This window comes from Vineibacter terrae (assembly GCF_008039615.1).
Lineage (GTDB): Bacteria > Pseudomonadota > Alphaproteobacteria > Reyranellales > Reyranellaceae > Vineibacter > Vineibacter terrae.
This window is the reverse complement of record NZ_VDUZ01000012.1, coordinates 1-12,220: the sequence shown is the minus strand read 5'-3', so window position 1 is coordinate 12,220 and position 12,220 is coordinate 1. Positions and strand designations below refer to the sequence as shown.

At 67.7% G+C, this 12,220-nt stretch carries 11 protein-coding genes; 5 read left to right on the top strand and 6 right to left on the bottom strand.

Features of this window, described 5'->3' with window-relative positions:
- Positions 1 to 48: 48 nt before the first annotated feature.
- From FHP25_RS12510 to hemE, 5 genes are all read right to left on the bottom strand, one after another.
- Positions 49 to 660 (bottom strand): thiamine pyrophosphate-dependent enzyme, encoded by a 612-nt coding sequence (locus tag FHP25_RS12510; RefSeq protein ID WP_147847272.1) that lies wholly within the window; start codon positions 658 to 660, stop codon positions 49 to 51.
- 1 nt (position 661) lies between these two features.
- Entirely contained in the window at positions 662 to 1,189 is a 528-nt protein-coding gene (locus FHP25_RS12505) for a thiamine pyrophosphate-binding protein (protein WP_218578348.1), read from the bottom strand.
- Positions 1,190 to 1,381: 192 nt separating this feature from the next.
- The gene (gene hemJ / locus FHP25_RS12500; protein ID WP_147847405.1) at positions 1,382 to 1,807 is read right to left on the bottom strand and encodes a protoporphyrinogen oxidase HemJ; all 426 of its coding nucleotides are present in this window, start codon (positions 1,805 to 1,807) and stop codon (positions 1,382 to 1,384) included.
- Entirely contained in the window at positions 1,807 to 2,850 is a 1,044-nt protein-coding gene (gene hemH / locus FHP25_RS12495) for a ferrochelatase (protein ID WP_147847271.1), read from the bottom strand. Before hemH ends, hemJ begins: the two co-directional genes overlap by 1 nt.
- 2 nt (positions 2,851 to 2,852) lie before the next feature.
- Positions 2,853 to 3,920, bottom strand: a complete 1,068-nt coding sequence (hemE, locus tag FHP25_RS12490; protein WP_147847270.1) for a uroporphyrinogen decarboxylase — start codon at positions 3,918 to 3,920, stop codon at positions 2,853 to 2,855.
- Between the two features lie 446 nt (positions 3,921 to 4,366).
- Between hemE and FHP25_RS12485 the strand changes: the two genes are divergently transcribed.
- Complete coding sequence (locus FHP25_RS12485) at positions 4,367 to 5,218, top strand: pyruvate, water dikinase regulatory protein (protein ID WP_147847269.1); 852 nt, start codon at positions 4,367 to 4,369, stop codon at positions 5,216 to 5,218.
- A gap of 170 nt (positions 5,219 to 5,388) precedes the next feature.
- Positions 5,389 to 5,826 carry a hypothetical protein gene (locus FHP25_RS12480; protein WP_147847268.1) on the top strand — a complete coding sequence of 146 codons (438 nt, stop codon included), beginning with the start codon at positions 5,389 to 5,391 and terminating at the stop codon, positions 5,824 to 5,826.
- A 196-nt stretch (positions 5,827 to 6,022) separates the two neighbouring features.
- Here the strand turns inward: FHP25_RS12480 and FHP25_RS12475 are convergent, their stop codons facing one another.
- On the bottom strand, positions 6,023 to 8,857 hold the full coding sequence (locus FHP25_RS12475) for a [protein-PII] uridylyltransferase (protein ID WP_147847267.1): 2,835 nt from the start codon (positions 8,855 to 8,857) through the stop codon (positions 6,023 to 6,025).
- 188 nt (positions 8,858 to 9,045) lie between these two features.
- Between FHP25_RS12475 and FHP25_RS12470 the strand changes: the two genes are divergently transcribed.
- From FHP25_RS12470 to mnmE, 3 genes are all read left to right on the top strand, one after another.
- Positions 9,046 to 9,615: a helix-hairpin-helix domain-containing protein gene (locus tag FHP25_RS12470; RefSeq protein ID WP_147847266.1), complete on the top strand. Its 570-nt coding sequence runs from the start codon at positions 9,046 to 9,048 to the stop codon at positions 9,613 to 9,615.
- A gap of 302 nt (positions 9,616 to 9,917) precedes the next feature.
- Positions 9,918 to 10,202, top strand: a complete 285-nt coding sequence (locus FHP25_RS12465) for a toxin-antitoxin system HicB family antitoxin (RefSeq protein ID WP_147847265.1) — start codon at positions 9,918 to 9,920, stop codon at positions 10,200 to 10,202.
- 190 nt (positions 10,203 to 10,392) lie between these two features.
- Positions 10,393 to 11,883: a tRNA uridine-5-carboxymethylaminomethyl(34) synthesis GTPase MnmE gene (gene mnmE / locus FHP25_RS12460; protein WP_147847264.1), complete on the top strand. Its 1,491-nt coding sequence runs from the start codon at positions 10,393 to 10,395 to the stop codon at positions 11,881 to 11,883.
- Positions 11,884 to 12,220 lie beyond the last annotated feature (337 nt).

Here is a 12,220-nt window from a genome sequence, read left to right as displayed (position 1 = left end):
GCGCCGGCAACGGAACGAAAGGCGGCGCCGCAAATAAACAGCCGGAGGTCAGGCCGCGCCCAGCACGGCCTGGCGGAAGCGGTCCTTCAGATGGGCGCCGTCCTTGGGCGGCATGGCGGCCGGCAACGTCTCGACCATCACCTTGACGGTGCGGAAGATCGGCCCCGCCTTGGCGCGCGCGTCCCTGACCAGCTGCGCCACCTCGGCCTCTGCCGTCACGGTGGCGCAGTCGGCGATGCCGCAGCCCCGCGCCACGGCCGTGAGGTCGGTGCCGGCGCCGCGATCGCTCGGCCCGGCGGCCACCGGCGCAGTGTGCGTCGCCTGGTTGCCGGTCTCACCGAACTTCTCGTTGTCGAGCACCACGATGGCGAGGTTGGCCGAACGCTGCGCCGCCACCGTGGCCAGCGAGCCCAGGCCCATCAGCATGTCGCCGTCACCGGTTATCACCAGCACCCGCTTGCGCGGTTGCGCCAGCGCCAGGCCCAGGCCGATCATCACCGTGCCGCCCATGCCGCCCCAGAGTGGCAGGTTCTGCGGCCGGTCGCCGGCGGCGGTGATGTCCCAGGTGCACTGGCCCAGGCCGGCGATCACCAGCAGATCGTCGGTCGGATCCTGCATCAGCGCCTTGACCACGTCGCGGCGGTGGAGCGTGGCGGTCATCTCAGTTCTTCCCGAAGCTCTTGGCGCCGATCAGCTTCTGGCGCAGCAGGACGGCGACGGCCTGGTTGCCCTCGAAGGCCATGTTGGCGGCGGCGTTCACCGTCGGCTGCACGTCCTCCGGCCGGTCGACGGCGAACACGATGCAGCCGGTCGCCTCCAGGACCTTGGGCGTTGCCTGGCCCATCGCATTCTGCCAGGGATTCATCTCGCCGAAATCGCCGCGCATGGTGATCAGCATCAGCATGGGATAGCGCAGCGTCTTGCTCAGCCCCAGCATGTTGATGCAGTTGCCGACGCCCGATGACTGCATCAGGGTGACGCTCTTCTCGCCGCCGAGCCAGGCACCCAGGGTGCCCGCCATCGCCTCCTCCTCGGTGGTGAGCACGATGGCCCGCATCGAGTTGGAATTCTGGCACGCCTCGATCAGCTTCGAATGACCCGCATCCGGCACGTAGTAGACCTGACGGATATCGTGCCCCTGCAACGTCTCGAAAATCTGCTCGCGCCAGTCGGCGGTGGCCATCGTCATGCCGTCTCCCTGCGATCGAGGTGTGATCGTAGGACATGTTCCGGCCCCAGGGAACATAGCCTTCATGGTGAGCACAGGTGAATGCTTCGCATTCACCGAGTCGAACCATGAAGGCGTCGCACTGGCAGCGGTGCGCCCGCTTCATGGTTCGACGGGCTCACCATGAAGCGATTCTCGCAGCGAGCCCTGGCATCAGAACGGCTTCATCACCACGATGAACACGATGCCGATCATGATCAGGGTCGGGACCTCGTTCCAGATGCGGTAGAAGCGGGCCGGCCTCATGTTGCGGTCGGCTTCGAAGTCGCGGCGCCAGCGCGAGAACAGGCCGTGCACACCCGACAGGGCCAGCACCAGCACGAGCTTGGCGATGAACCAGCCCTGCATCCAGTAGTCGTTGAGCCAGGCCATGGACAGGCCCAGCACCCAGGCCAGGCTCATCGCCGGGTTGATGATGGCGCGCATCAATCGGCGCTCCATGACCTTGAAGGTCTCGGATTGCTTCGATCCGGGCTCGGCATCGCAGTGATAGACGAACAGGCGCGGCAGATAGAGCATGCCCGCCATCCACGCGATCACGGCCACGATGTGCAGCGACTTCAGCACCAGGTACAGCATCACGATGCCCGCATCAGGCAGGTGGGGAAGCGAGAGTCGCAGGCCGGCATGCTGCCGTCGTTGCACACGGCCTGCGCCGGTTCCGCCAGGGTCCGCAGCACAAGCTCGGCCAAGCCGTCGATGAACGCAGGCTGCACGCCGACCGTCGCCACCCGGTGATAGGCGGGAACGCCCGACCGGTGCGCGAGCTCGCGGTACTCGATGTCCAGCTCGACCAGCGTCTCCGAGTGCTCGGAGACGAACGCCACGGGAAACAGCACCACGGCCTTGCCGTCGCCGCCGGCGCGCCTGATCTCGTCGTCGGTCGACGGGCCGATCCACTTCAACGGCCCGACCCGGCTCTGGTAGCACACGGCCCAGTCGAGGCCCGCGCTCCCGAGCCGCTCGACGATGGCGCGCGCCGTGCACTCGACCTGCCATTGATAGGGATCGCCGCCGCGGATCACCTTTTCCGGCAATCCGTGCGCCGAGAACAGCAGCCGTACCTTCCCGCCGGCCACGGCGTCGATCTGCGGCCGGATCAGCGCCGCCGCCGCCTCGATCAGGCCGGACTGAACGGGATAGCAGCAGACGATCCGGGTCGGCGCGTCGAGGCCCACCGATTGCGCCGCCTGCCGCCAGTCGTCGATCGACGACTGCGACGTCGTGGTCGACATCTGCGGATAGAGCGGCAGCAGCACCACCCTATCGGGCCCGTAGGCCTTCACCGCCGCGGCCGTCTGGGCGCTGAACGGATGCCAGTAGCGCATCGCGATGAAGGCACGGCAGGAATGGTCCGGCGACCTGTCCGCCAGCGCCGCGTCGAGCGCGGCGGCCTGCGCCTGCGTCTGCGGCAGGATCGGCGAACGGCCGCCGATGCGGGCATAGATCGCCTGCGCCGTCGGCGCGCGGCGCCTGGCGATGAACGGCCCCAGGAAGCGGCGCACGAAGCCCGGCACCCGCAGGATCGCCGGGTCGGCGAAGAGGTTGCGCAGGAACGGCTCGACCGCCTCGGGTGAATCGGGACCGCCCAGGTTGAACAGGACGACGGCGACGCGGCTCATGCTCAGCGGCTAGTCCAGTCGCGGACCGTCTCGACGAGGCGGGCGACATTGTCGGGCGGCGTCTGCGGCAGGACGCCGTGGCCCAGGTTGAAGATATGCCGGCCACCCGACAGCTTGCCCAGGATGCGCCGCACCTCATGCACCATGATCGACCCGCCGGTCAGCAGCATCACGGGGTCGAGATTGCCCTGCACGGCGATATGCGGCTGCAGCTCCTGGGCCGCCCAATGCGCGCCGATGGTGGTGTCGATCGACAGCGCCGCGAATTCCGGCAGGCGGCGATACATCAGCGCCGCCGGGCCGACGCCGCGCGGGAACGCGATCACCGGAACGGTCGGGTGACGCGCCCGCAGGCCGCGGGCAATGGCCTGCATCGGCTGCACCGACCAGCGGAACAGCTGCTCCTCGGGCAGGATGCCGGCCCAGCTGTCGAAGATCTGCACCGCGTTGCAGCCCGCCTGGACCTGCAGGTCGAGATGCTCGATGCAGGCCTGCACCAGCGTTTCGGTCAGCCGGCGGAAGCTGTCGGGATGGCCGTAGGCCCATTGCTTGACCTTCAGGAAGTCGCGGCTGCCGCGGCCTTCGATCATGTAGCAGGCCAGGGTGAAGGGCGCGCCGCAGAAGCCGATCAGGGCCGTCGCGGCCGGCAGGGCGGCACGTGTCTGGCGGATCGCCTGATAGACCGGCTGCAGCGTCGCCTCGATGCCCTCGGGCGCCAGCGCCGCGACGTCGGCCGGGCCGGCCAGCGGATCGAGCCGCGGTCCCTCGCCTTCCTCGAACCACAGCTTGCGGCCCAGCGCCTGCGGCACGACCAGGATATCCGAGAAGATGATCGCCGCGTCGAAGCCATAGCGGCGAATAGGCTGCAGCGTCACCTCGGTCGCCAGGTCCGGCGCATAGCAAAGGTCGAGGAACGACCCGGCCTGGGTGCGCAGCGCACGGTACTCGGGCAGGTATCGCCCGGCCTGGCGCATGAGCCAGATCGGCGGTGTTGCCAGACGTTCGCCGTTCAGCGCCCGGACAAGCGGGTTATCCAGGGCATGGTCCTGAGGAGTTTGACGCTCTTCCATTATCTGAATCATAGAATCTTAGAAGGTTGAAGAAATAGCAGGCCCTGGGAGAACGGGGGATCAAATCGATCGCGGACTCATATCCAAAGGGAAGCGGGAGCGATCGGCATCAGTCCACCATCTGGGGGCAGGTATCGGGTCAAACCTGACAAGTCCAGAAAAAGCGATGTTTGTCAGGCAGATTGCCTGCGCGCGGTTCAGGCCGGCAGAAGCGTGGATTGCGGGGACAAAGAGCGCAAGCCGGGTGGCGCCGGCGGTTTTCCCGGGGCGGGGGCAGCCGCCACGCACACGTGCGCAAGCGGCAGGCGGGCCGACCGGCTGTTGTCCATGACCGAACGCCCGAGGCCGGCGCGGCGGGGATTGCGGGGATCACGTGTCCGGCGATACAGGCCTTTTCCCGCGCCGTCAGTGGAGTAAAGTCGGTCCACCAGGAGAAACGGAGAGGCATGCCGGTCCGCGCACGAAACTTTCACCTCCATCTCGTGTCCGACTCGACGGGTGAGACGGTGACCAGCGTGGCGCGAGCCTGCCTGGTGCAGTTCGAGGGCGTCTTCGCCACCGAGCATGTCTGGTCACTGATCCGCACGCCGGCGCAGATCGACAAGGTGGCCGATGCCATCGAGGTGAACCGCGGTCCGGTGCTCTACACCCTGGTCGACCACGAGCTGCGCGACAGGCTGCGGGAGCATTGCCGGCGGCTGGGCCTGCCCTGTGTCGGCATCCTCGACCAGGTCATGAGCACGCTGGGGGTGCATTTTCACAGCAAGACCGCGATGTGGCCTGGGCGGCAGCACGCGCTGGACGACGAGTATTTCGGCCGTATCGATGCCATGCATTACACCCTGGCCCATGACGACGGGCAGTCGACGCATGACCTCGACGATGCCGACGTGATCCTGGTCGGCCCGTCGCGCACCTCCAAGACGCCGACCTGCGTCTACCTCGCCAATCGCGGCATCAAGGCCGCCAACGTGCCGCTGGTGCCCAAGGTGCCGCCGCCCGAGGAGCTGGATGCGGTGCAGCGGCCCCTGATCGTGGGCCTGGTGACCGACCCCGAGCGCCTGGTGCAGATCCGGCGCAACCGGCTGCATCTGCTGCAGCAGGAGACCGAGACCGACTACACGGATCTCGAGCACGTCCAGGAGGAGATGCAGAACGCCCGCCGGCTCTATGCCCGCAATCGCTGGCCCAGCATCGACGTGACGCGCCGCTCGATCGAGGAGACGGCGGCCGCGATCCTGCAGATGCTGGACCGGCGGCGCGAGGCTGCCGGGTCGGTCCGCATGGAAACGGCGTAGCGTCGGCGTCGTCCGGACACATCTTCCTCCCCACGCAGTGGGGAGGTGCCCCGAAGGGGCGGAGGGGAGCCGACGTGGTGTTTGCGACTGAGAGATCACGTCGGCTCCCCCTCCGGCCTTCGGCCACCTCCCCCAACTGCGTTGGGGGAGGGTTCACCAGGGAGGGTGCGATGCGTGCTGGGCAGGCTCGTTTCGCGACGCTTTTGGTCACGGCCGCGATGGTGTCGGCCGCCGGCGACGGGGTCGCGGCGCAGGACCGCATCGAGATATCGCGCGGCGCCGACCGCGTCGTCTATGGATCGTGCATGCCGTCGCTGAAGGTCCTGAACAACACGGCGATGATGCTCGATTACCTCGAGGTCGTGCTCGGCTTCACGCTGAAGTCGGGCGAATCCCGGACGCTGGAGTTCCGGTCCCGCTACCGTGACGGAATCGAGCAGCCGATCCCACCGGGCTCGACCGCCAACCTCACCGTGCAGCCCGACATGTCGCGGCCGCTGGGTGTCGATTGCCCCGATATCGTTTCGGTGACGGTGACCGATGCGATCTGCGAGTCGGGGGGCAAGCCCTGCACCGGCGTGATCGCCGTCGACCCGGGCAAGAAGTAGGCTCTTGTTGCCTTTCCCCGCTTGCGCAGGGCTATCCGGGAAACTATCCCGATAGGATTGGCGTTTTTCGCTGCAGTAGCGCTTCATGGTGAGCTTGTCGAACCATGAAGCGTCCCGCACAGACCGCCGTGAGTCGCCTTCATGGTTCGACAAGCTCACCATGAAGGCTCTTCTTTCTCCGGTGCTCGATCTGGCGCTACCTTGCGGCGGCGCTGCGGGCGAGGGCCGGCGGGTGATGGAACTTGGCGTCGAAGGCGCGGATCGTGTCCTCGACCGTGGTTTCGATCTCCGCCAGCTTGCGCGGGTTGACAACCTTCAGGCCGAACAGGTCCTTGACGTAGAAGACGTCGACGGCACGCTCGCCGTAGGTTGTGATGTGGGCCGATGCGATCTGTAGATTGAGGCTGGTCAGCGCCCGGGTCACGACATGCAGGAAGCCGGGACGGTCGCGCCCGTTCACCTCAAGCACGGTGTGGTTGTTGGAGGCGTTGTTGTCGATCAGCACCCGGGGCTCGACGGTGAAGACGCGGTCGCGGGTCGGGTAGTTCGGCTGCTGGCGCTGCAGCTCGACGGCAATGTCGAGGCGGTTGACCAATGCCAGCTCGATGCGCGCCCGCAGCCGGGCCAGGCGATCGGGGCGGTCGAACGCCTTGCCCTCCAGGTCGTGGATCCAGAACGTGTCCAGGGCCATGCCGTTGCTGAGGGTGAAGATCTTGGCATCGACGATCGTGGCGCCCGACAGCGCCATCGCCCCGGCCAGCCGCGCGAACAGGCCGTGCGTGTCGACCGTGTAGACGGTGACCTCGGTGGCCGAGCGTTCGGCGTCGACACGGTGCTCGATGCGCAGATGCGCGCCGGTGCGCTCGGCCTCGTGGATCATGCGGGCGTGGCGGGCCAGGACCGCGGGCTCGAACGACAGCCAGTAGGCGGCATTGGCACGGGCGGCAAAGGCCTCCTTGTCCGCCTCGCTCCAGTCCGCCAGCAGCTTGTTGGTCTCGGCCTGGGCCCAGCTGACACGGCTGCGCCGGCCGCCTTGCAGGGTGCCGCCCGACAGCACCTGCTCGGTGGCGAAATGGAGCTCGCGCAGCAGCGCGGCCTTCCAGCCGTTCCAGACGTTGGGGCCGACGGCGCGGATGTCGCAGACAGTGAGCACCAGCAGCAGCCGCAGGCGTTCGGGCGACTGCACGAGCTGGGCGAAATCGCTGATCGTCTTGGGATCCTGCAGGTCGCGCTGGAACGCGGTGGCGGACATCGCGAGGTGGTAGCGCACCAGCCAGGCGACGGTCTCGGTCTCGGCGGCATCCAGGCCCAGGCGCGGACAGAGCTGGTTGGCGACCTCGGCCCCGATCACCGAGTGATCGCCGCCGCGGCCCTTGGCGATGTCGTGCAGCAGCACGGCGAGGTAGAGCACCTCGCGCGACAGCACCTTGTGCACCACCTCCGAGGAGACCGGCAGATCCTCCTTCAGCGTGCCCGCCTCGATGCGCGAGAGGATGCCGATGGCGCGGATCGTGTGCTCGTCGACAGTGTAGGTGTGGTACATGTCGTGCTGGGTCTGCGCCACGACCCGGCCGAAGTCGGGAACGAACCGTCCGAACACGCCGGCCTCGTTGAGGCGCCGCAGCGTGGTCTCGGGATCCTTGCGCGAGGTCAGCATCGCCATGAACAGGCGGTTGGCCTCGGGGTTGTCGCGCAGCCTGGCGTCCACCAGCTTGATGTTCTGCGTGATCAGCCGCAGCGTCGCGGGATGGATGTCGATGTCGTTCTCCTGCGCGACATGGAAGAGGCGCAGGAAGCGCACGGGGTCCTTGGCGAAGTCGTCGATGCCCGCCACCGCCAGCCGCTGGCCGTCGATGCGGAAGCCTTCGAGCTGCTTGGGCCGCAAGGTCTCCCACAGCACGCGCAGCCGCGGCTTGCGCCGCCGCGTGTCCTCCAGCGCCGCCACGAAGATGCGCGTCAGGTCGCCCACCGTCTTGGCGTGCAGGTAGTAGTGCTTCATGAAGCGCTCGACGCCGCGCGAGCCGGGGCGGTCGGCGTAGCCCAGCAGCTGGGCGATCTCGCGCTGCAGGTCGAACGGCAGGCGATCGTCGGGCCGGCCGGTGAGATAGTGGATATGGCAGCGCACCGTGACCAGGAACTGCTCGGCCCGCCGGAACTGGCGCGCCTCGCTCTGGGTCAGCACGTGCTTGGTTACCATGCCGGCGACATCGTCAACGCGATACAGGTACTTGGCGATCCAGTAGAGCGTCTGCAGGTCACGCAGGCCGCCTTTGCCTTCCTTGACGTTGGGCTCCACGACGTAGCGCGAATCACCCATGCGCCGGTGGCGCGCGTCACGCTCGGCGAGCTTGGCTTCAACGAAGTCGCGGCCATCACCGGTCAGGAACTTCTGGGTGAAGTCGCGCCGCAGGGTCTCGAACAGCGTCTTTTCGCCCCACAGGTAGCGCACCTCGAGCAACGCCGTGCGGATCGTCACGTCCTTGTCAGCTTGGCGGATACACTCCTCGACCGAGCGCGTCGCATGCCCGACCTTCAGCCCGAGATCCCACAGCAGATAGAGCATGTACTCGACGATCTGCTCACCGCGCGGAGTCTGCTTGTAGGGTCTCAGGAACAGCAGGTCGATGTCGGACTGCGGCGCCAGCTCGGCACGGCCGTAGCCGCCGGTGGCGACCAGGGCGATCTGCTCGCCCATGCTCGGATTGGCGGCCGGAAAGACATGCTCGTTGGCGAGGTCGAACAACACCCGCAGAAGCTGGTCCATCAGGAACGACGTCGCGGCCAGCACGGCAGGGCCGTCGTTGCGGCCCCTGGCGTCGGATGGGCTCTCGCCGTTGCCGCCGAGAAACCGGCGGCGGATCTCGGCCCGTCCGCTGGCCAGCGCGTCCTTGAACAGGGCCAGCGTCGCGGGGCGCGGCGGCTCGGTGCCGGCCGGCGAATCGCCCAGCAGCGTCTCGATCGCCATCATCAGGGCCTTGCGGTCGATGATGTCGCGGCGGCGCGGAATATGATCGTAGGGACCGGCTGCCATGGTGCTCCTTGCCGCCATCATACAGAGGACGCGCAAATGGCGACAGGGCGCCCTTGCGCCGCACTTTTGCCGTCTTGCGGCGCCTTCTATCGTCGCCGGCAGCTGATATGGGACACGTGCCTCGATTGCGACAGCTCAGTGTGCATCCGGCCCTTCCCCCGGGGTCGTCAATGTGGAGGAAGTCATTCATGATTCGTGGTTTGAAGTTCGTGCTGCCGGCAGTGATTGCCGGCGCAGCCTTGCTCGCGACGCCGCTGCTGGCCCAGGTCCAGTCGCAGCCCCTGCCGCCGCCCAGCGGCACGCCGCAGGTGCCCCAGACAACGACGACCCCGTCGACCCCGCCGGCGGCGCCGGCTCCGTCCGCGCCGGCACCGACGGTGAAGACGGATCCGCCCAAGGCGCCCACGGCCGGAACCAAGCCGGCGGCCAAGCCGACGCAGGCCAGCAACGCCTGCCCTGAGGAGAAGGTCGACATCAACAGCGCCACGACCGATACGCTGAAGAAGCTGCCGCAGATCGGCGTGCAGCGCAGCAATGCCATCGTTCGCGCACGCCCCTATGCGGCGCCGGAGGATCTGCTGAAGAAGAAGGTCCTGAAGAAGGCGGCGTACGACAAGATCAAGTCGTGCATCACCGCATCGGGCGTCGCCGCGTCGGTGACGCCGGCTTCGGCCAAGGGATCCGCGCCGGCCGCCAAGCCGTCGGCACCGGCGACCCCCGTTCCGCTGCCGGCGCCGGCCCCGAAGCCGGCGCAGTGATGGCGTGCCGGGAAATTTGCAGGTGACATGCTCGACAGACGTGGTACGCTTCAACGGACTGATGCACGCAAAAGTCGTGCACGGTTGATCGGTACACGGCTGATGATCGATGGATTTCCCCTGCGGGTGACATCCTCCGGCGCAAGCTGACACCCAGGGAAGAAAAGGCCGGGACGCGACCTCCCGGCCTTTTTTCGTGGCAGCGGCTCGAGCCCGCGCTGCCGCCGGGACTTCGAAGAGGCCGCGAATCGGTTTGCTGTTGAGGTTCTTCTGCCCGCGGAAGCCTTGATGAGGGTCGTGCCATGAAGACGTCCACGTCTGCCTATGCCTTGCGGCTACCCAGTTCCATCAAAGCGGCCGCTGAGAAGCTCGCCGCCGAGGAGGGCATCAGCCTCAATCAATTCGTGGCAACCGCTGTCGCTGAGAAGGTCGCTGCCCTGCACACGGCAAGCTACTTCGCTGAAAGAAAAGGCCATGCAGATTGGGCGGCGTTCGACAGAATCATGCGCCGCGAGACGGGTATGCCGCCGCAAGGTGGTGATGAAATACCAGAAGGCTACAAAGGCAGGCGCGCGACAAAACCATGAGTGCGTACCTGCTCTGAAGACGCCGCCAGCGGCATGGTGATAGGCACGGCTGCGGCCGGTCATAGTGAGGTTGAGGGCGCCCGTTTGATCCTTGACGACGATTGGTGGGAGCGGCGCCGGAGCGGGCGATGGCTGCTGCCCGGCGCCACTGACCGTTGCAGGCGGCAGCGGACCGTTATATCCGCCGCCCATGACTGACGCTGCGCGCAACACGATCTATGCCTTGGCGTCGGCCCTGCCCACGCGCAGCGGCGGCGCCGGGGTCGCGGTGATCCGCCTGTCAGGGCCGCGGGCCTGCGATGCCTTGGTCTTCCTCACCGAGCCTGGCGCTTTCGCACGCGGCGGCTCGGCGCGCGATCCGGCGCTGCCTGAACCGCGGCGGCCGGTGCTGCGCCCCTTCCTCGATCCCGCCAACGGCGAGGTGATCGATCGCGGGCTGGCCATGCGCTTCGCGGCGCCGCGGTCCTACACAGGCGAGGACGTCGTGGAATTCCATCTCCATGGCGGACGGGCCGTGATCGACGCGGCGCTGGCGGCGATCGCACGCCTGCCGTTCTGCCGGCTGGCCGAGCCCGGCGAGTTCACCCGCCGGGCGTTCGAGCACGGCAAGCTCGACCTGACCGCCGCCGAGGGCGTCGCCGACCTGGTGGGGGCCGAGACCGCGGCGCAGCGGCGCCAGGCGCTGCGGCAGGTGGATGGCGCGCTGGGCCGGCTCTACGAGGCGTGGCGCGCCAGCCTCCTGCGGGCGCTGGCGCATCTGGAAGCTGATATCGATTTCCCCGACGAGGATCTGCCGCAGGGCGTCGCCGAGGCGGTGCGGCCCGAGCTCGCGGGGTTGCGGTCGGCGATCGCGGGCCATCTCGCCGACCGGCGTGGCGAGCGGCTGCGCGACGGCGTGTCGATCGCGATCGTGGGGCCGCCCAATGCCGGCAAGTCGTCGCTGCTCAACCTGATCGCGCAGCGCGATGCCGCCATCGTCTCGACCGTTGCCGGCACGACCCGCGATGTGATCGACGTGCATCTCGATCTCGACGGCTATCCGGTCACCATCGCCGACACCGCCGGCCTGCGCCGATCGCACGACCCGATCGAGCAGGAGGGCGTGCGCCGTGCCCGGGCGCGCGCCGAGACCGCCGATTTGCGTCTGCTGGTGGTGCCGGCCGCGGATGACGATGGACAGGCGCTCGACTGGCCGGCGCTGGCGCACGATGCGATCGCGGCGCTCTCGACATGGAGCCCGGACACCGACCTCGTGATCGTCAACAAGGCGGACCTGCTGGGGGCCGCGGATCCCGGCCCGGAAGGGCATCACGGGATCGCGTCCATGCGGCTATCGGCGCGCACCGGCGCCGGCGTGCCGGAGCTGCTGGGCCGGCTGGGCGCCACGGTGGCGACGCTGCTGGGCGATGCGCCGGGCGCGAACGATCCGGCGCCGCTGGCGGCATCGGACAACATGCTGGCGCCGCCACCGTTGACGCGCGCGCGCCACCGCGAGGCGCTGGCCGACTGCCTGGCGGCGCTGGACCGGGCGCTGGCGGCATCGGCCGACGGGGTGGCGCCGGCGGAGCTGGTGGCCGAGGACGTCCGCCTGGCCGCCCGCGCGCTGGGCCGCATCACCGGTCGGGTCGGGGTCGAGGACCTGCTGGACGTGATCTTCCGGGACTTCTGCATCGGGAAGTGAGGCGGAATCAGTCCGTACCGGCTATCGGTGGAAGGTGAGTCGCGACTGTCATCCCGAGCGTAGCGAGGGATCTCCTGCGAGTGGCGCACTGTGCGTCCCATGCGGGAGATCCCTCGCTGCGCTCGGGATGACGGATGTATCAGCGACCTGCGATTCCCAACACTCGGGCCTGCTTTCGCAAGCCCGACTCATTTCTTATCGATGTTTAGCCCGAAGTTACCCCTGACAGAGTCAGGTAAGTATTTGGCTTTGTTGAAAAAAGCGGCGATTTTGCGTCCAGTATGTAGGCATGTAAATGGTGTTTTTGAGTAGCAATTATGGATATATTGTGCTACGG